The following is a 20,064-nucleotide window of genomic DNA, read 5'->3' on the forward strand; positions in this document are numbered from 1 at the left end:
GGTGTCAGCCGGCCAGACGCAGCCGCCGCTCGCACACGCGCACCCGGACCGTCTGCCCCCAGGTGAGCTCCAGCGCGTCGCTCTCGATGCCGTCGCCGAACGCGACGAGGCGGTCGGACTCGACGGTGACGGTCAGGGCGGCGGATGCCCGCAGCTCCCCGGCGACCAGGGACGTCCCCGTGGCGGGTGACGGCCAGGCCTCCCGGACGAACCACACCAGACGGTCCTCGGCCGGCGCGGGCAGGGCCAGGCGGCTGCCCCGTTCCTGCCACACCGACCGCAGCCAACCGGTGGCCCCCGTCCCCGTGCCCACCAGCACCCCGGAGGAGGCCTGGGCCTCGACGACACCCCCGTCGCCGTCGAGGCCCAGGCGGTAGCGGGCCGTCTGATGGCCGGCCGCACCGAGGTAGATCTCGTTGAGCGCGACCAGCCGCTGCGTGTCGTCGGCGACGGCCTCGACCATCGTGAGCTCCTCGGCGTCGGTGCCCCGGGCGTGGACGGCGGGCAGCAGGCCGGCCGCGTCCTCGGGTCGGTGCCGCACCAGCACGCCCGGATTGCGGCCGGGGTCGGTGTCGATGCCCACCACCGGCTGACCCGTCAGGTACTTGGCGACGTTCGCCACCAGCCCGTCCTGGCCGACCACCACGACCACGTCCTCGGGGGCGAAGAGGAACCGGTCCAGGTCGCCCCGCTCGACCGTGGTCCGGCGCCAGGTCAGCGGCACCGCCGAGGCGACCTCGGCCAGCGCCCGCCGGGTCCGGTGGTGGCGGTCGGCCACCTCCTCGACGGCGCGGCCCCGGGAGGCGAGGAAGAAGGCGGCCTGCCCGTGCGTGCCGTGCCGGGCCAGCAGCTCCTCGTACTCGGTGGTGCGGTGGACCAGCACGGCGCGCGGGGCGAGGCTCACGCCGGCTCCCCGGTCCCCAGCTTGGCGAGAAGGCCCGTGAGTACGTCCGGCGAGACCGTCACGCTGTCGATCCGCGGCAGGTTCTCGGCCAGGCGGGCCCCGGTGAGCGCGTGCAGCGTCGCCACGTCCGCCTCGGCGTGCACCCGCAGCCACGCGGCCTGCGCCTCGGCCCGCGCCGCACCGACCTCCCGTGCGCCCTCGGCCTCGGCGCGGGCCAGCCGTACCGACCGCGCGGCCTCCGCCTCCGCGAGCTTCACCGTGCGCGTCGCCTCCGCCTGGGCCCGTACCGCGTCCGCCGCCGCGTGCTCCTCGGCCTCGCGGCGGGCGTTGGTGCCGCGTTGTTCGACCAGCTGCTCCTCGCGGCGGGCGAGTTCGATCTGGCTGGCGAGTTCGTTCTCGGCGATCGCCCGCTCCCGCTCGACGGCCACCGCCCGCCGTTCGTAGGTCGCCCGGTCGGCCTCCTGCTGGATCTGCTCGCGCGCCGGTGTCCGCAGCGCCCGCTCCACCTCCGGCTCGGGCCGCAGCGCCACGACCCGGACGGCGACGACCTCGATGCCGGTCGACGGCAGCCGGGGTTCCGCGCCCAGACCCGCCGCTATCCGCTCGCGCACCGCCGCCACACCGTCCACCAGCGCGGCCGCCAGCGGGGTGCGGGCCAGCACGTCCAGCGCGTGCTGCTGGGCCGTCTCCGTCAGCAGGGTGCCCAGCTGCTCCAGCGGGGCGCCGCGCCAGACGCCCGTGTCGGGGTCGATGGAGAAGTCCAGGCGGGCGGCGGCCACGGCCGGGTCGCTGATCCGGTAGGTCACCGTCGCCTGCACCGCCACGTCCTGGAAGTCGGCCGTGCGGGCGTGGAAGGTCATCGCCAGCTCGCGGTCGTCGACCGGCACCTCGGACAGTGCCGCGGTCAGCGAGCGGTACCAGAAGCTGAGCCCCGGGCCGTCGTGCACCAGCGTGCCGGAGCGGTGGTGCCGGATGTGCGCCGTGGGGGCGCCGCGCAGGTGGCGCCAGCCCAGGCGCCGGGTGATGTCGGCCATGGAACCCTCTCACTCTTTCTCGTCATGGAGACGATAATTGGAGGGTCCCTTTGTCGTCAATGGGACGAGAACGAGAATCCGCAATGCCAGGATGAAAAGGGAAGGTGGTGGTCAGGATGGAGACATGGCATTCCATGTCGACTCCGAGGCCGGGCGGCTGCGCCGCGTCATCCTGCACCGGCCGGATCTCGAGCTCAAGAGGCTCACCCCCAGCAACAAGGACGCCCTCCTCTTCGACGACGTGCTGTGGGTGCGCCGGGCGCGCGCCGAGCACGACGGGTTCGCCGACGTGCTGCGCGACCGCGGGGTCACCGTCCACCTCTTCGGCGACCTGCTCGCCGAGACCCTGGACGTCCCCGAGGCCAGATCGCTCGTCCTGGACCGGGTCTTCGACGAGAAGGAGTACGGCCCCCTCGCCACCGACCACCTCCGCGCCGTGTTCGAGACGATGCCCGCGCCCGAGCTGACCGAGGCGCTGGTCGGCGGCATGACCAAACGGGAGTTCCTCGAGGCGCACGAGGAGCCGACGTCCGTCCGCTTCCATGTGATGGAGATGGACGACTTCCTGCTGCGCCCCCTGCCCAACCACCTCTTCACCCGTGACACCTCCGCCTGGATCTACGACGGGGTCGCCATCAACGCCATGCGGCTGCCCGCCCGGCAGCGGGAGACCGTGCACTTCGAGGCGATCTACCGGCACCATCCGCTGTTCCGGGAGGAGACGTTCCGCGTCTGGTCACGGGGGCAGGCCGACCACCCCTCCACCATCGAGGGCGGCGACGTCCTGGTGATCGGCAACGGCGCGGTCCTCATCGGAATGAGCGAGCGCACCACCCCGCAGGCCGTCGAGATGCTCGCGCACAAGCTGTTCGCGGCGGGCTCCGCGCGCACCATCGTGGCCCTGGACATGCCGAAGCGGCGGGCCTTCATGCACCTGGACACCGTCATGACCATGGTCGACGGTGACACCTTCACCCAGTACGCCGGGCTCGGCATGCTCCGCTCCTACACCATCGAACCGGGCGTCGACGACAAGGAGCTCAAGGTCACCGACCACCCGGCCGAGCACATGCACCGGGCGATCGCCGCCGCCCTCGGCCTGAGCGAGATCCGGGTGCTCACCGCCACCCAGGACGTGCACGCGGCCGAGCGGGAGCAGTGGGACGACGGCTGCAACGTGCTCGCGGTGGAGCCGGGCGTCGTCGTGGCCTACGAGCGCAACTCCACCACCAACACCCACCTGCGCAAACAGGGCATCGAGGTGATCGAGATCCCCGGCAGCGAACTGGGACGGGGCAGGGGCGGGCCGCGCTGCATGAGCTGTCCCGTGGAGCGGGCGGCCGTATAGGGCCGCGAACGGGCGGCTGTACGGCTACGTGAAGGGGCGGCTGTACGGAGCCGCAAGCGTGCGACTGTATAGAAATGTGGAGCATCGTATAGACTTCCAGTGTCCTGTTTCCCTCGTCCCCTCGGAGCGCCCCCATGGCGACAGTCCCGACCGCCCTCGCCGGCCGCCACTTCCTCAAGGAGCTGGACTTCACCGGGGAGGAGTTCCGCGGTCTGGTCGAGCTGGCCGCCGAGCTGAAGGCCGCCAAGAAGGCGGGGGCCGAGACGCGGTACCTGCGGGGGAAGAACATCGCGCTGATCTTCGAGAAGACCTCGACCCGCACCCGCTGCGCGTTCGAGGTCGCCGCCGCCGACCAGGGCGCGTCGACGACGTACCTCGACCCGTCGGGCTCGCAGATCGGGCACAAGGAGTCGGTGAAGGACACCGCGCGCGTGCTGGGCCGGATGTACGACGGCATCGAGTACCGCGGGGACAGCCAGGAGAAGGTCGAACAGCTCGCCGCGTACGCCGGGGTGCCCGTCTACAACGGCCTGACCGACGACTGGCACCCCACGCAGATGCTCGCCGACGTGCTCACCATGACCGAGCACTGTACGAAACCGCTCGGCGGGACCGCGTTCGCCTACCTCGGGGACGCCCGCTTCAACATGGGCAACTCCTACCTGGTCACCGGCGCCCTGCTCGGCATGGACGTGCGGATCGTCGCCCCGCGGGAGTACTGGCCCGCCGAGGATGTCGTCACCCACGCCCGCAAGCTCGCGGAGGTCAGCGGCGCCAGGGTCACGCTGACCGAGGACATCCGCGAGGGGGTGGCGGGCGCCGACTTCGTCGCCACCGACGTCTGGGTCTCCATGGGCGAGCCCAAGGAGGTCTGGGCGGAGCGCATCGCCGCGCTGTCGCCGTACGCGGTGACCATGGACGTACTGCGCGCCACCGGCAACCCCGCCGTGAAGTTCCTGCACTGCCTCCCCGCCTTCCACGACCTCGGCACCAAGGTCGGGCGGGAGATCCACGAGACCTACGGCCTGACCTCCCTGGAGGTGACGGACGAGGTCTTCGAGTCGGAGCACTCGGTCGTCTTCGACGAGGCCGAGAACCGACTGCACACGATCAAGGCGGTCCTCGTCGCCACCCTCGCCTGATCCGCTCCGCCAGGCCTTGCACCACCCGCCTCACCAGGCCTTATCCTGACCGGCGGCCCGGAGCCACCCCTTCCGGGGCCGCCGTCACGACCGACCCAGGTCGCCCCGCACCACCAGAAACGAGCACCACCCGCATGCCCGCTCCCCGCATCAAGCCCCCCGCGCTCCTCGTCGCCGAGTCCGGCGCCGACCGCGAAGGCCACGGCCTCAAGCGCACCATGGGCCTGTTCCAGCTGATCTGCTTCGGCGTCGGCGCGATCGTCGGCACCGGTATCTTCGTCGGCCTGTCCGACTCGGTCGCCAAGGCCGGCCCGGCCGTCGTCGTCTCCTTCGTCCTCGCCGCGATCACCTGCGTCTTCACCGCCTTCTCGTTCGCCGAGCTGGGCGGCGCCATCCCGGTCTCCGGATCCTCGTACTCCTTCGCCTACGCCGGCCTCGGCGAGTCCACCGCCTTCCTGGTCGGCTGGTGCCTGCTGCTGGAGTACGGCATCTCCATCTCGGCCGTCGCCGTCGGCTGGAGCCAGTACGTCAACGAACTGCTGCACAGCCTCACCGGATGGCAGCTGCCCACCGCGCTCAGCGCCGGACCGGGCGACGGCGGGGTGGTCAACCTGCCCGCGGTGATCGTCATCGCCATGGGCTGCGCGCTGCTGGTGCGCGGAGTCCGGGAGAGCGCCGGGGCCACCGCCGCCATGGCCGCCGTCAAGCTCGCCATCCTGGTCGCCTTCTGCGCGATCGGCTTCTACGCCTTCAAGGACGGCAACCTCACCCCGTTCGCGCCCGCCGGGCTCGGCGGCATCGGCGCCGGCACCACGGCCGCGTTCTTCTCCTACATCGGCTTCGACGCGATCACCACCGCCGGCGAGGAGGCGAAGAACCCCCGCCGGGACATCCCGCTCGCGATCCTCGTCTGCATGGGCGTGGTCACCCTGCTGTACTGCGCGGTCGCTCTCGCCGCGATCGGCGCCATCGGCGGCGGCCAGGTCGCCGGCCGGCCCGCCGCGCTGTCGTACGTCGTCAACGAGGTCACCGGGTCGACGATCGGCGGCGGTGTGATCGCCTTCGGCGCGGTCGTCGCCATCGCCTCCGTGGTCCTCGCGGTCATGTACGGCCAGACCCGCATCCTGATGTCGATGTCCCGGGACGGACTGATCCCGCGCGTCTTCGAGAAGGTCTCGCCGAAGACCGCGACCCCGGTCGCCGGCACCCTGATCGTCGCCGTCGTCTTCGCGCTCCCCGCGGCCTTCGCCTCGCTGGACGCCGTGATGAACCTGTGCACCATCGGCACGCTCGCCATCATGGCCGTCGTCAACATCGCGGTGATCGCCCTGCGCCGCCGCGAACCGGGCCTCGCTCGCTCCTTCCGGGTGCCGCTGTACCCGGTCGTCCCGCTGCTCGGCGTCGGCTTCTGCCTGTACCTGATGTACGAGACGGGCTGGACGACCTGGATCCAGTTCGCGGTGTTCCTGGCCGTGGGCCTCGGCGTGTACGCCGGCTACGGGCGCCGCAACTCCCGGCTGGCCGCCGCCACGGACGGTGCGGAGGTCACCGCGGACGCCGCTGAGCGGGCACCACAGGGAGTCTGAACCACACCGCCTTGACTGACACGGACCCCGTTCCACACCGGTTCAAGCACCGACAGCGACGATGTGTTGGTCGTCCAGGGCGACAAGCTCGCCACCTGGGCCGCTTCAGGACGTGAACGACGCGTCGTGCCCCGCATCAGCCGGAAGACCTTGCGCCGCATCCTGCGCGCGGGCAAGGTCTCCACGGCGTCGAACCGAGCCACATCGTCGTGACAACCCGGGCCGCGGACAGCAGCCGACTGGTGGCCGCGTTCCGCACGTCGGCCCGTGACTGGCCAAGCGGCTGATCACCTCAGAGTCCGAAGCCTCACTACGTCACCTCTTCGCCTGACGTGGTCGCGGAGGTGGCTCGTTGCCTGCTTGTACAGGTGTCACTGCCACCTACTAGGGTTCTCCGCTGCAACGTTCGAAGTCAACTCGTGCGTGCGGGTGCATGGGAAGCGGGGGGAAACGGGGATGGGTTACACGATTCCAGGCTGGCTGGACCAGGTCCTGGACTACATCGGCATCCACTTCCCGAATGTCGACGAGGACGATTACCGTCACATGGCCACGGCCATGCGGGAGTTCGCCGACAACTTCGAGGGTCACGGGGCGGACGCGCACAAGGCGGTGGAGCAGATCCTCGCCTCGTCCAAGGGCTGGGCCGTCCACTCGATGCAGACCCACTGGAACCAGGTCAAGGCCGGTCACCTGGACAAGATCCCGGAACTGGCCCGTCTGTTCGCCGACGCCTGTGACGTGGTCGCGGACATCATCTTCGGGATGAAGACGAAGGCCGAGGCCGAACTCGCCGTCATGGCGGGCTCGGTGGGCCTGTCGATCGGCGCGGCCTTCATCACCGGAGGTCTTTCCGCGGTGCTGGGCGCGGCCGAGATCACGGCCATGCGGCAGTTGGTGAAACGAATCATCGACGAGGCCGCCGACCAGATCGTGAACGAGTTGCTCGCCAAGGTCACGGAGCCGGTCAACGCCAAGTTGGAGGCGATGGTCGAGGACGCGGTCCTGAACCTGGCGGACGACGCCTTCTCCATGCCTCCTGACCCGACCGGCGCCGGCGCGGGAGCAAGCGCAGGTGGCGGCGGTGGCCACGGGGCCGGTGGTGGCGGGGGCGGCCATGGCCACGGGCACGGCGGAATGCAGCTGGCCTCAGCGGGCGGCGGCTTCGTGCTCGACTCGGCGGGCGGAGGCGGTGGTAGTGCCGACCTGTTCATCGACCACGAGGAGTTCGAGAGCGGCGCCGGCAAGGTCTCCTTCCACGGTAGCGAACTGCATCTGAACAGCTCGGCCCCGCTCGGCCGGGCCAAGGGCTTCTTCGGCCGCACGAAGGGCAAGGACCCCTTCACCCGAGCCTTCGACTCGGTCCTGGAAGGCGCACTGCACGGCTCTGAGAAGGCCCTCGGCAAGGTCGCCAAGCACATCACGGAAACCGTGCCGGACCGGGTGAGGGCTGCCTCCCGACTGCACAAGCACAATGACGTCGCCATCGGGGACCGGCTCCACGGCCTGACGGTTGGCGAGAACGGTGACGGCGACGGCGGCCACCGGCTACGCGGCTCGGATGGCAAGCAGGGCTTGCGGGACAGGCTGAAGCTCGCGTCCGCGCAGCTGACCCAGCGGGCCCGCGCGCTGCGGAACAAGTTCACCTGTGGCGACCCGATCGACATGGCCACCGGCCAGATGATCCTCGCGCAGACCGACGTCGAGCTGCCCGGTGTGTTGCCGCTCGTTCTGCGGCGCACCCATCTGACCGGCTACACCGCGGGACACGCCTTCGGCCCGTCCTGGGCTGCCACCCTCGACGAACGCCTTGAGCGGGACGAGTCGTTGGGCGGCGTGTGGTGGTACCGCGAGGACGGTAGCGCTCTCGCTTATCCACGCCTGCCCGACCTGCCAGGTGACCGGGTGGATCCCGCCGAGGGCGTGCGGTTGCCTCTCACTTATGTCACGCGCAGCCGCAGCTACGTGCTGACAGTGCTTGATCCGTACGAGGGGGTGACTCGGCACTTCGAGCCGGCCGTCACCCAAGAGGGTGTGTGGTGGCTGGTCGGCCTGGAGGACCGAAACGGCAACACGATCACCGTGGAGCGCGACGAGCACGACATGCCGCTCACGGTGAGTCACAGCTGCGGCTACCGAATACTGGTCTGCTCGGACGCCGGGCAGGGACGCGTCACCTCGCTCTCGGTGCTCACCGACGACGGGCCTGTGCTCATGCGGGGCTTCGACTACGACGACGCCGGCGATCTCATCGAGGTACGCAATGCCGTCGGCGCGCCACTGCAGCTGGGCTATGACGCAGCCCACCGCATCATCAATTGGCGTGACAGCAACAACACCGCCTACTCGTACATCTACGACGACCAGCATCGTGTGGTCGCCAGCCACGGCACCGACGGCATTCTCGACGCCCGTCTGACATATACGAGCCCAGATGCCCAGGGCGTCACAACCGCCACCTACATCGACTCCCTCGGCAACCCCACCGCCTACCGCGCCAACCGCCACGGCCAGATCGTCGACATCACCGACTCGCTCGGAAACACCACCACCCAGACATGGGACCGCTATGACCGCCTGCTGACCCGCACGGATCCACTGGGCCGGACCACGCGATGGGAGTACGACGACGCGGGCGACCTTGTATGCGTCACCACACCCGACGGCGCGTCGACCCGCCTCAGCTACAACGAACTGCATCTGCCGGTGGAGGTGATCGGTCCCGACGGAAGCCGCATCCGCCAGGAGTTCGACGCCCGCGGTAATCGCACCGCCGTGATCTCCGCAGACGGCGCCGCGCTCCAGTTCGCCCACCACGCCGGCGGAGCAGTGGCCGAGGCCACCGATCCGCTCGGCGCCCGCGTCAGGATCCTCACGAATGCGGCAGGACTGCCCACCGAAGTCACCGATGCCAAAGGCGCGACCAGCCGGGCCCGTTACGACGCCTTCGGACGTGCCGTTGAAGTCGTCGACCCGCTCGGGAGGGCGACGAGCACGCAATGGGATGCGGAAGGCCGGCTGCTGCGCCGCACGGCGGTGGACGGCACCGCCGAGTCATGGACCTGGGACGGTGAAGGCAACTGCACGAGCCACACCGACCCGCTCGGCGGCATCACCCGCTACACGTACGGGCCTTTCGACCTGCCCCTGTGCCGGGTTTCGCCCGACGGAGCGATGCACGCCTTCCGTTACGACACCGAACATCGCCTCACCCACGTCAGCAATCCAACCGGTCTGACCTGGACTTACACCTACGACGCAGCCGGCCGCCTGATCAGTGAGACCGACTTCGACGGCCGTACTTCCCACTTCGTCTACGACGCCGCCGGCCAGCCTGTATCGCGCACCAACGCAGCAGGCGAGACCATCACCTACTCCTTCGACGCAGCCGGTCGGCTTAGCGTCAAGGACGCCGGCGGCGAACGCACTGAGTACCGGTACGACGCAGCATCCCGGATGACGTGCGCCATCACTCAGGACCACGTCTTGGAGTTCGCGTACGACAGAGCCGGTCGCCTCACGGCGCAGACCCTGGACGGTGCCACGCTTCGGTTCACCCACGATCGAGCCGGGCGACGCTCCGGCCGGACCACCCCCTCCGGCACGGTCACCACCTGGGCCCATGGCGTGGACGACAGCACGGTGCGGATGACCGTGGCGGGCCGCGACATCGACTTCACCTACGATGCGGCAGGCCGGGAGATCATCCGCCGAATCGGTCAGTTTGCCACGCTGACCAGTACCTACGGCCCCGCGGGCCGTCTCGTCGGCCAGGCCGTGACGGGGGGCGCGGACCAGCGGCTGATTCAGCGCAGAACATACACGCACCGTGCCGACGGCCACCTCACCGGCATGGACGACCTGACCACCGGTCCCCGGCGCTTCGACCTCGACGTCGCCGGGCGGGTCACCGCGGTGCACGCCGCACACTGGACCGAGGCCTACGCCTATGACCTGATGGGGAACCAGACGGCGGCGTCCTGGCCCACCCGCCACGCCGGACAGGACGCCACCGGTGAGCGCGCTTACTCCGGCTCCTGCATCACTCGCGCCGGACACGTCCGCTACGAGCATGACGCACTCGGCCGTACCGTGTTGCGCCAGAGGACCCGTCTTTCCCACAAGCCGGACACATGGCGTTACGAGTGGAACGCGCACGACCAGCTGACCGCCGTCACCACCCCGGACGGCACCCGCTGGCACTACACCTACGACGCTCTCGGCCGACGTACCACCAAGCAGCGCATGGCTGCCGACGGTACGACCGTCCTGGAGCGCACCACCTTCGTCTGGGACGGCGCCACGCTGTGCGAACAGACCGTCCACAGCAGCGACTCCGCCGAACTGATCACGCTTACCTGGGACCACGACGGCCTGACACCGATCACGCAGACCGAAACCAAATCACTCGCGACAGCCCCCCAGGAAACCGTCGACCAGCGGTTCTTCGCGATCGTCACCGACCAGATCGGCACCCCGACCGAGCTGGTGGACGAGGCAGGCTCAATAGCATGGCGCACCCGCGCCACACTCTGGGGTGCCACCACCTGGAACAAGCACGCACACGCCTACACCCCCCTACGGTTCCCCGGTCAGTACTACGACTCCGAGACAGGACTGCATTACAACTACTTCCGGTACTACGACCCGGAGTCCGCCCGCTACCTCACCCAGGACCCGCTGGGGTTGCTGCCCGCCCCGAACCCTGTCGCCTACGTCGACAACCCGCACACCGTCAGCGACCCGCTGGGGCTTGCACCCTGCGACGAGAGCGACCCCACCTGGGGCGGCCGAGTCCAGTACGGTGATCTGGGCCCGCACGGCCGTGCCACCTCGATGCACGCCACCATCACCCAGGACATGCTCGGAGGAAAGACAGGCCCGCAGGTCGATCCGGCCGGCTGGGAGTCGGGGAAGGGCTACAACCGAGCCCATCTGCTCGCCGCGATGATCGGCGGATCCAACAAGGACCGGCGGAACTTCGTCACGATGCACGCATACGCCAACTCGCCCGTCATGCGCGCAGTCGAACTGCAGGTACGCAACGCAGCCAGGGCCGGCGAGATCATCCAGTACAGCGTCACGCCTGTCTATGCTGATGAACACGCGAAGATTCCCCTGGGCGTGACGATCGAGGCTCATGGGAGCAACGGCTTCCAGATGCACCCCCACGGCAGCCACTCCGGAGGAACGAACATCCTCACCATCTGGAACCGCAAGCGCTGAAGAAAGGAACAGCCTTCCGATGAACCCCGAGCTGAACCGGCTCACCGAACTCCTGCCGCGGCCCACCGCACCGGAGCAGACCCCCGACTGGGAGGCCGCGGAAACAGCACTCGAGGCCGTTCTGCCCGCGGACTACAAAGAGCTCATCAACACTTACGGGGGCGGCTTCGTAGACGGATACCTGCTGCTCCTGGAGCCCGGCTGCGCCAATGACGTCTATGACCAGCTCAAGATCTCCTCGGAGCGTGACGAGGCCAACGAGTCGCTGTGGCAGTACGAGGACAAACCCGCCGAACTGGAGAATGACGGCGCACGTCTGATCTGCTGGGCAACCACGGACAACGGAGAGTATCTGTACTGGCTCGTACAACCCGGCGACGATCCCGACAGCCGTATCATCATGATCAATGACGAGTCCGGGGAGGACTGGGAACGGTACGACATGACCGTGACCCGTTTTCTTACGGCAGTTCTCGGCAGCGAGATCCGCTCGAACATTCTGTGGGACGAGTTCCCGTTGCCTCAGCACAGCTTCCGCCCGGCTCGCGACATGTAGGTCCCGTGGGTGCCACAGGTCTCGCCTGCGAGACTGCACCGCTGGACAGGACGCGGACCGGGCCGGTTGAGACAGCAGCCTCGGTGCCGACCACGTGCGCGATCACGTCGAGCAGCCGTGACTCCCGAAACCTACGCCCGGCTACGGGCGCCGCAACTCCCGGCTGGCCGCCGCCACGGACGGTGCGGAGGTCACCGCGGACGCCGCTGAGCGGGCACCACAGGGAGTCTGAACCACACCGCCTTGCCCGCCTCCGTGGGCCGGTGGCCGCACGACGAGCTCAGGGCCTGGATCAGCAGCAGGCCCCGCCCGCCCTCGTCCCAGGGGTCGGGCGCCTCGACCACCGCCCGGGTGAGGTTCCCGGGCGGCGCCGGGTCCGGGTCGTGCACCTCGACCCGGCAGCCGGTCGACGTCACTTCCACCACCAGCTCGATCGGGCCGGTGCCCGCGGTGTGCTCCACCGCGTTGGCGACCAACTCCGCCGTGAGCAGCTCCGCGGTGTCGCAGTCGGTCGCGTGCTCCTGCTCGGCCAGCGCCGTGCGCACCAGCGCGCGGGCCACGGGCACCGCGGCGGCGGTGTGCGGCAGCGCGATGCGCCAGGAGGCGGGGGCTGAGTGGCGTTCGTACAAGGCGGGTCCGTTCATGGAGCAGGCTGTCCTGCTTTCAACCGTATGAATGGTACGGGCCCGGCCCGAGGCTCCTGAGGCGGGCACCGCATCCGGAGCCCTCGGCCCCGGTACCGGGCGGCTTACCCGCACGGGCGGCCCGCCTCGCGTCCCCGGTCCCGCTGTTACCGGAGTGTCGACGTCCCGTGACCGACGTGACCGGACCGGCGGGAGCGGCTCGGCGCTGTCGCGCACTCGTGACGACAGTCACAAATGAGTGATAGCTTCATGGGTAGAGCCAGCAGAGCTACGTGAGGCACCGCCGCCCCCGAGGAGGCCGCCCGTCATGAGTCCCTTCACCGGCTCCGCCGCCCGCACCCCGCGCTGGGAGCATCTGCGCGTCGGCCTCGCCGACGGGGTCGCCACCGTGACCCTCGCCCGCCCCGACAAACTCAACGCCCTCACCTTCGGCGCCTACGCCGACCTGCGCGACCTGCTCGCCGAGTTGTCCCGCGAGCGGTCGGTACGGGCCCTGGTACTGGCCGGCGAGGGGCGCGGCTTCTGCTCCGGCGGCGACGTCGACGAGATCATCGGCGCCACCCTCGCCATGGACACCGCCCAGCTCCTCGACTTCAACCGGATGACCGGGCAGGTCGTCCGCGCCGTCCGCGAGTGCCCGTTCCCGGTGATCGCGGCCGTGCACGGCGTGGCGGCGGGAGCCGGAGCCGTGCTCGCACTGGCCGCCGACTTCCGTGTCGCCGACCCGTCGGCCCGCTTCGCCTTCCTCTTCACCCGGGTCGGCCTGTCCGGCGGCGACATGGGCGCGGCGTACCTGCTGCCCAGGGTCGTCGGCCTCGGGCACGCAACCCGGCTGCTGATGCTGGGCGAGCCGGTGCGGGCGCCGGAGGCCGAGCGGATCGGCCTGATCAGCGAGCTGACCGAGGAGGGCGGCGCGGACCGGGCCGCCGCCGCGCTGGCCCGCCGCCTGGCCGACGGCCCGGCACTGGCCCACGACCGGACGAAGGCGCTGCTCACCGCGGAGCTGGACATGCCCCTGTCGGCAGCGGTGGAGCTGGACGCCTCCACCCAGGCGCTGCTGATGAACGGCGAGGACTACGCCGAGTTCCACGCGGCGTTCACCGAGAAGCGGCCGCCCAAGTGGCGGGGGAGGTGACATGAAAGTCGCCGTGATCGGTGGCGGCCCCGGCGGCCTGTACGCCGCGGCGCTGCTCAAGCGCCTCGACCCGGCCCGCGAGATCACCCTGTGGGAACGCAACGCCCCCGACGAAACCTTCGGCTTCGGCGTCGTCCTCTCCGACGAGACCCTCGGCGGCATCCAGCACGCCGACCCGCTGGTCTACGCGGCCCTCCAGCGGGACTTCGTCCGCTGGGACGACATCGACATCGTGCACCGGGGCGTACGGCACCGCTCCTCGGGACACGGCTTCGCCGCGCTCGGCCGGCGGCGGCTCCTGGAGATCCTGCACGAGCGCTGCCGCGCCCTCGGGGTGGAGATCCGGTTCCGCAGCGAAGCGCCCGACGCCGACCGGCTCGCCACGACCCACGACCTCGTCATCGCCGCCGACGGTGTGCACAGCACCACCCGCGAGGCCTACGCCCCCGTCTTCCGGCCCCATGTGGCCACCCACCGGTGCCGCTACACATGGCTCGCCGCCGACTTCCCCTTCGACGCCTTCCGCTTCGAGATCGCCGAGACCGAGCACGGCGTGATGCAGCTGCACGGCTACCCCTTTGCGGCCGACGCCTCCACCGTGATCGTCGAGATGCGCGAGGAGGTGTGGCGGGCCGCCGGGTTCGCGGAGACGGACGAACAGCAGTCGGTCGAGACTTGCGCCAAGATCTTCGCCGACGCGCTCGACGGACGCCCGCTGCGCTCCAACAAGTCCGCCTGGACCACCTTCCGCACGGTCGTCAACGACCGCTGGTCCCACGGCAACGTCGTCCTCCTCGGCGACGCCGCCCACACCGCGCACTTCTCCATCGGCTCCGGCACCAAACTCGCCGTCGAGGACGCCCTCGCCCTCGCCGCCTGCCTGACCGAACAGCCCACCCTGACCGAGGCGCTGGCCGCGTACGAGGCGGAGCGCCGGCCCGTCGTCGCCTCCACCCAGCGGGCCGCCCGGGCCAGCCTCGAATGGTTCGAGAACCTCGCGCTGTACCTCGACCAGCCGCCCCGCCGGTTCGCCTTCAACCTGCTCACCCGCAGCCGCCGTGTCACCCACGACAACCTGCGGCTGCGCGACGCACGCTTCACCGCGGCCGTGGAAAGGGAGTTCGGCTGCCCGCCCGGCACGCCCCCGATGTTCACCCCGTTCCGGCTGCGCGGCCTGACCCTGCGCAACCGGGTCGTCGTATCCCCCATGGACATGTACTCGGCGAAGGACGGCGTCCCCGGTGACTTCCACCTCGTCCACCTCGGCTCCCGGGCCCTCGGCGGCGCCGGGCTGGTGATGACCGAGATGGTGTGCGTGAGCGAGGAGGGGCGGATCACCCCCGGCTGCACCGGGCTCTGGACCGGCAGGCAGACCGAGGCCTGGCGGCGGATCACCGACTTCGTGCACACCCAGGCGCCCGGCACCGCGATCGGCGTGCAGCTCGGCCACGCCGGCCGCAAGGGCTCGACGAGGCTGATGTGGGAGGGCATCGACGAGCCGCTGCCCGACGGCAACTGGCCGCTCGTGGCCGCCTCCCCACTGCCGTACAAGCCGGGCAGCCAGATCCCGCGCGAGCTGTCCCGCGCCCAGCTCACCGACATCCGCGAACAGTTCGCCGCCGCCGCCCTACGGGCCGTCCGCGCCGGTTTCGATCTGCTCGAACTGCACTGCGCGCACGGCTATCTGCTCTCCGGCTTCCTCTCCCCGCTCACCAACCTGCGTGACGACGCCTACGGCGGCTCGCCGGCGAAACGGCTCCGCTTCCCGCTGGAGGTCTTCGACGCCGTACGCGCGGTGTGGCCGGAGGAGAAGCCCATGACCGTGCGGATCTCCGCCACGGACTGGGCCGAGGGCGGCAACACCGCCGAGGACGCCGTGGAGATCGCCCGCGCCTTCGCCGCGCACGGCGCCGACGCGATCGACGTGTCGACCGGGCAGGTGGTCGCCGAGGAGCGGCCGGAGTACGGGCGGTCGTACCAGACGCCGTTCGCCGACCGCATCCGGAACTCGGCGGGCGTCCCGGTGATCGCGGTCGGCGCGATCTCGTCCTGGGACGACGTGAACTCCCTGATCCTCGCGGGCCGTACGGACCTGTGCGCGCTGGCCCGCCCGCACCTTTACGACCCGCACTGGACCCTGCACGCGGCGGCCGAGCAGGGCTACGAGGGCCCGGGCGTCGTCTGGCCCGCGCCGTACCGGGCGGGCAGCAGGCGCCCCCAGACCGGACGCACGGACGCCCCCAAGCCCCGGCTCACGCTGCGGAGCTGATCTCCGGCCTGGACTAGGTTCGGCGGTGATCGGGGAGGGACTGGCCCACACCGGCCACGAACCCGGCCCCCGCGTCCCGCAGCCGCTCGTGCAGCCCCCGGAACACGGCGGCCGAGCGCACCCCCGGCCAGTCGGCGGGCAGCAGCCGGGCGGGCAGCCCGGGGTCGGTGTAGGGCAGGTGGCGCCAGGAGTCCAGGGCGAGGAGGTAGTCGCGGTAGGCCTCCTCCGGCGAGGTGTCCGCGCGGCCCTCCCAGGCGTGCAGCACGGGCGCGTGCACGTCGAGGAACGCCTCGTGCGCCTTGGCGATCGCCGTCAGGTCCCACCAGCGGGCGACCGCCTCCACGGTGGGCGCGAAGCCCAGGTGCTCACCGCGGAAGAAGTCGACGTACGGATCGAGGCCGAGGCGCCGCAGGGTGTGCCGGGTCTCCTCGTGCAGCCGGGCCGGCGCGATCCACACACCGGGGGCCGCCGTGCCGAAGCCCAGGCCGGCCAGCCGGGAGCGCAGTACGTGCCGTTTCTGCCGCTCCGACTCCGGCACCGAGAACACCGCCAGCACCCAGCCCTCGTCCCGGGGGGCCGCCGTGGCGTAGATGCGCCGGTCGCCGTCGTCCAGCAACTGCAGCGCCTCGGGCGAGAGTTCGTACCCGGCCGCGCCCTCGGCGGTGCGGGCCGGCACCAGCAGCCCGCGCCGTTTCAGCCGGGAGACCGACGAGCGCACGGACGGCGCGTCCACGCCGACCGCGGCCAGCAGTCTGATCAGCTCGGCGACGGGCATCGGGCCGGGCATGAAGCGGCCGTACGCGCCGTAGAGCGTGACGATGAGGGACCGGGGGGCGTGCTGGTCGGACACGTTGATCATTTTAAGTCTTCGGCATCACTGCTGGTCACCATCGGTGCGCAGGCGGAACCGCTGGAGCTTGCCGGTCGCGGTACGCGGCAGCGCGTCGAGGAAGACGAACTCGCGGGGGCACTTGTACGGCGCCAGCTCGGACCGCAGATGGGCCCGCAGCGCCTCGGCGTCCCGGTCCGCGCCCTCCTTCAGTACGGCGTACGCCACCACGACCTGCCCGCGCGCCTCGTCGGGCCGTCCGACGACCGCCGCCTCCACCACGTCCGGATGGCGCAGCAGCGCGTCCTCCACCTCCGGGCCTGCGATGTTGTACCCGGCGGAGATGATCATGTCGTCGGCGCGCGCCACATAGCGGAGGTACCCGTCGCGCTCCCGGACATACGTGTCCCCGGTGAGGTTCCAGCCGCCGCGCACGTACTCCCGTTGCCGGGGGTCGGCCAGGTAGCGGCAGCCGACCGGCCCGCGCACCGCCAGCAGGCCGGGCTCGCCGTCGGGCACCGGGTCGCCGTGCTCGTCCTGCACCCGCGCCTGCCATCCGGGCACCGGCAGGCCGGTCGTGCCGGGCCGGATGTGCTCGTCGGCGGCGGAGACGAAGATGTGCAGCAGCTCGGTCGCGCCGATGCCGTTGATGACCCGCAGCCCGGTGCGCTCGTGCCAGGCCCGCCAGGTCGCGGCGGGCAGGTTCTCACCGGCGGAGACACAGCGCCGCAGGGACGACAGGTCGTGGCCGGCGGGTCTCTCCAGTTCCCCGAGCATCGCCCGGTACGCGGTCGGCGCCGTGAACAGCACCGACACCCGGTGCTCGGCGATCGCGGGCAACAGCTGTCTCGGACCGGCCTGTTCGAGGAGCAGGGCGCTGGCCCCGGCCCGCAGCGGGAAGACCACCAGCCCGCCGAGGCCGAAGGTGAAGCCCAGCGGGGGACTGCCGGTGAAGACGTCGTCCGCCCGGGGCCTGAGCACATGCCGGGAGAAGGTGTCCGCGATCGCCAGCACGTCCCGGTGGAAGTGCATGCACCCCTTGGGACGACCGGTGGTGCCGGAGGTGAACGCGATCAGCGCCACGTCGTCGGACGCCGTGTCGACCGCCTGGTAGGGGGTTCCGGATGACACGCGGCCCAGGAGGTCGTCCGGCGCGTCACCGCCGTACGTCGTGATCCTGAGGCCCGGCACACCGGCCTTCACCAGGTCGTCCACGGCCCGGACGTCGCACAGGGCGTGCCCCACCCGGGCGATCTCGCACATCGTCGCCAGCTCGTGCGGGCGCTGCTGGGCCAGCACGGTCACGGCGACCGCGCCCGCCTTCAGCACCGCCAGCCAGCAGGCCGCGAGCCAGGGGGTGGTCGGGCCGCGCAGCAGGACGCGGTTGCCGGGGACCACCCCCAGGTCGCGGGTGAGGACGTGGGCCACATGGTCGACGCGGGCCCGCAGGTCGCCGTACGTCCAGGACGGGCCCGCGGGGGTGTGGAACACCGGGCGGTCCGGGGCGGCGTGGTCCAGCAGTTCGGCCGCGCAGTTCAGCCGGTCCGGGTAACGCAGCTCCGGCAGGTCGAAGCGCAGTTCCGGCCATTCGCCGGGCGGCGGGAGGTGGTCGCGCGCGAAGGTGTCGACGTGGGCCGAGAGATGCATGGCGGTTCGCCCCCTTGCCGGACTGGCGCTGATGGTGGGCTCGCGCAAGGAGCGTATCGTGTTGGTGACGGCAGTCAACCAGACGCGATACCGTCGAGGGGTGCGCCCCGGCGCATGGGGGAGCCGCGCGAAACGGGGGAAACGGGAGAGGAGACCGGCGAGTTGTCCGCATTCTCGCTCGAACCGGAACAGGCCGCCCGGTGCGCCGAACTACGCACCCTGGCCGCCGAACGACTGCGCCCGATCGCCGAGAAGGGGGAGCCGGGCCGCGTCAACCGCCCGCTCGTCGCCGAACTCGGCCGGCTGGGCCTGCTGTCCCGGCTGTTCACCTCCGGCGCGCTGGACCTGTGCCTCATGCGGGAGTCCCTGGCGTACGCCTGCACCGAGGCCGAGACCGCCCTCGCTCTGCAGGGCCTGGGCGCCCACCCCGTCCACGCCCACGGCACCCCGGCACAGCGCGGGCACTGGCTGCCCCGGGTCGCCGACGGCAGCGCCGTGGCCGCCTTCGCCCTGAGCGAGCCGGGGGCGGGATCGGACGCGGCGGCGCTCTCCCTCACGGCGGACCCCGACGGCCCCGGGCGCTGGCGGCTCAGCGGCGAGAAGTGCTGGATCTCCAACGCCCCCGAAGCCGACTTCTACACCGTGTTCGCGCGCACCACCCCCGAAGCGGGCGCCCGCGGGGTGACCGCCTTCCTGGTCCCCGCCGACCGCCCCGGCCTCACCGGCTCCGCCCTGGAGATGCTCTCCCCGCACCCCATCGGCAGCCTCGGCTTCGACGCCGTACCCGTCACCGCGGACGACGTCCTCGGCGAGCCCGACCGCGGCTTCCGGGTCGCCATGGGCACCCTCAACCTCTTCCGGCCCAGCGTCGGCGCCTTCGCCGTCGGCATGGCGCAGGCCGCGCTGGACGCCACCCTCGCCCACACCGCGCGGCGCGACGCCTTCGGCGGCAAGCTGAGCGACCTGCAGACCGTCGCCCACCGGGTCGCCGAGATGGCGCTGCGCACCGACGCGGCACGCCTGATGGTGTACGCGGCGGCCACGGCGTACGACGAGGACGCCCCGGACGTCCCCAAGCGCTCGGCGATGGCGAAGCTGCTCGCCACCGAGACCGCGCAGTACGTCGTCGACGCGGCCGTCCAGCTGCACGGCGCCCGCGCCCTGCGCCGCGGCCACCTCCTCGAACACCTCTACCGCGAGGTGCGCGCCCCCCGCGTGTACGAGGGCGCCAGCGAGGTGCAGCGCGGCATCATCGCCAAGGAGCTGTACGCCCACGTGGAGGCCCGATGACCGCCGAGCGTGTCAACCCGCCCGAGCTCTCCCCGCCGACCGGCTTCTCCCATGCCGTCGTGGCCACCGGCGGCCGGATCGTCTTCCTCGCGGGCCAGACCGCGCTCGACCCCGACGGCAAGGTCCTCGGCGACACCCTCCCCGCACAGTTCGAGCAGGCCCTCGGCAACCTCCTCACCGCCCTCCACGCGGCCGGCGGCACCCCCGCCGCCCTCGCCCGCGTCACCGTCTACACCACCGACGTCGCCGCCTACCGCGCCCACGCGCCCGAACTCGGCCGCATCTGGCGGCGGTTCGCGGGCCGCGACTACCCGGCGATGGCCGTCGTGGAGGTCGTCCGGCTGTGGGACGAGAAGGCGATGGTGGAACTCGACGGGTTCGCCGTACTCCCGTGACCCCGGGGCAGGCCGTCGGCACGCGTGACGCGCCACCGATTGAGTGACGATCACACCGC

General features: G+C 71.1%; 14 protein-coding genes. 9 read left to right on the top strand and 5 right to left on the bottom strand.

Annotation, left to right across the window (positions count from 1 at the left end; translation table 11 throughout):
• Positions 1–4 precede the first annotated feature (4 nt).
• Both ACFYZQ_RS20070 and ACFYZQ_RS20075 read right to left on the bottom strand, forming a co-directional pair.
• Entirely contained in the window at positions 5–904 is a 900-nt protein-coding gene (locus ACFYZQ_RS20070) for a hypothetical protein (protein ID WP_389149196.1), read from the bottom strand.
• Positions 901–1,938 (bottom strand): SPFH domain-containing protein, encoded by a 1,038-nt coding sequence (locus ACFYZQ_RS20075; RefSeq protein ID WP_389149199.1) that lies wholly within the window; start codon positions 1,936–1,938, stop codon positions 901–903. The genes ACFYZQ_RS20070 and ACFYZQ_RS20075 overlap by 4 nt, the downstream gene beginning before the upstream one ends.
• 124 nt (positions 1,939–2,062) lie before the next feature.
• On the opposite strand from ACFYZQ_RS20075, the gene ACFYZQ_RS20080 reads away from it, so the two are divergent.
• The 5 genes from ACFYZQ_RS20080 (at position 2,063) to ACFYZQ_RS20100 (ending at position 11,796) form a co-directional block, all read left to right on the top strand.
• Complete coding sequence (locus ACFYZQ_RS20080) at positions 2,063–3,286, top strand: arginine deiminase (RefSeq protein ID WP_389149202.1); 1,224 nt, start codon at positions 2,063–2,065, stop codon at positions 3,284–3,286.
• Positions 3,287–3,420: 134 nt separating this feature from the next.
• Positions 3,421–4,428 (top strand): ornithine carbamoyltransferase, encoded by a 1,008-nt coding sequence (gene argF, locus ACFYZQ_RS20085; protein WP_389149204.1) that lies wholly within the window; start codon positions 3,421–3,423, stop codon positions 4,426–4,428.
• Positions 4,429–4,562: 134 nt separating this feature from the next.
• On the top strand, positions 4,563–6,014 hold the full coding sequence (locus ACFYZQ_RS20090) for an amino acid permease (protein WP_389149207.1): 1,452 nt from the start codon (positions 4,563–4,565) through the stop codon (positions 6,012–6,014).
• A gap of 456 nt (positions 6,015–6,470) precedes the next feature.
• Positions 6,471–11,240: an RHS repeat-associated core domain-containing protein gene (locus ACFYZQ_RS20095; RefSeq protein ID WP_389149210.1), complete on the top strand. Its 4,770-nt coding sequence runs from the start codon at positions 6,471–6,473 to the stop codon at positions 11,238–11,240.
• Positions 11,241–11,259: 19 nt separating this feature from the next.
• On the top strand, positions 11,260–11,796 hold the full coding sequence (locus ACFYZQ_RS20100) for an SMI1/KNR4 family protein (RefSeq protein ID WP_389149213.1): 537 nt from the start codon (positions 11,260–11,262) through the stop codon (positions 11,794–11,796).
• A gap of 191 nt (positions 11,797–11,987) precedes the next feature.
• On the opposite strand, the gene ACFYZQ_RS20105 is transcribed toward ACFYZQ_RS20100, so the two are convergent.
• Positions 11,988–12,440, bottom strand: a complete 453-nt coding sequence (locus ACFYZQ_RS20105; protein ID WP_389149216.1) for an ATP-binding protein — start codon at positions 12,438–12,440, stop codon at positions 11,988–11,990.
• Positions 12,441–12,747: 307 nt separating this feature from the next.
• Between ACFYZQ_RS20105 and ACFYZQ_RS20110 the strand changes: the two genes are divergently transcribed.
• Positions 12,748–13,575 (top strand): enoyl-CoA hydratase family protein, encoded by an 828-nt coding sequence (locus ACFYZQ_RS20110; protein WP_389149219.1) that lies wholly within the window; start codon positions 12,748–12,750, stop codon positions 13,573–13,575.
• A 1-nt stretch (position 13,576) separates the two neighbouring features.
• Positions 13,577–15,844, top strand: coding sequence for a bifunctional salicylyl-CoA 5-hydroxylase/oxidoreductase (locus tag ACFYZQ_RS20115; RefSeq protein ID WP_389149223.1), 2,268 nt, complete (start codon positions 13,577–13,579; stop codon positions 15,842–15,844).
• A gap of 13 nt (positions 15,845–15,857) precedes the next feature.
• Here ACFYZQ_RS20115 and ACFYZQ_RS20120 read toward each other — a convergent pair whose 3' ends face one another.
• Positions 15,858–16,703 (bottom strand): PaaX family transcriptional regulator C-terminal domain-containing protein, encoded by an 846-nt coding sequence (locus ACFYZQ_RS20120; protein WP_389149226.1) that lies wholly within the window; start codon positions 16,701–16,703, stop codon positions 15,858–15,860.
• A 15-nt stretch (positions 16,704–16,718) separates the two neighbouring features.
• Positions 16,719–18,320, bottom strand: a complete 1,602-nt coding sequence (locus ACFYZQ_RS20125; RefSeq protein WP_389149229.1) for an AMP-binding protein — start codon at positions 18,318–18,320, stop codon at positions 16,719–16,721.
• A gap of 162 nt (positions 18,321–18,482) precedes the next feature.
• Here ACFYZQ_RS20125 and ACFYZQ_RS20130 point away from each other — a divergent pair, with 162 nt between their 5' ends.
• Positions 18,483–19,610, top strand: a complete 1,128-nt coding sequence (locus ACFYZQ_RS20130; RefSeq protein ID WP_389149232.1) for an acyl-CoA dehydrogenase family protein — start codon at positions 18,483–18,485, stop codon at positions 19,608–19,610.
• Entirely contained in the window at positions 19,607–20,005 is a 399-nt protein-coding gene (locus ACFYZQ_RS20135) for a RidA family protein (protein ID WP_389149234.1), read from the top strand. The genes ACFYZQ_RS20130 and ACFYZQ_RS20135 overlap by 4 nt, the downstream gene beginning before the upstream one ends.
• The last annotated feature ends 59 nt before the right edge of the window (positions 20,006–20,064 follow it).

This window comes from Streptomyces sp. NPDC001843 (assembly GCF_042891955.1).
Lineage (GTDB): Bacteria > Actinomycetota > Actinomycetes > Streptomycetales > Streptomycetaceae > Streptomyces.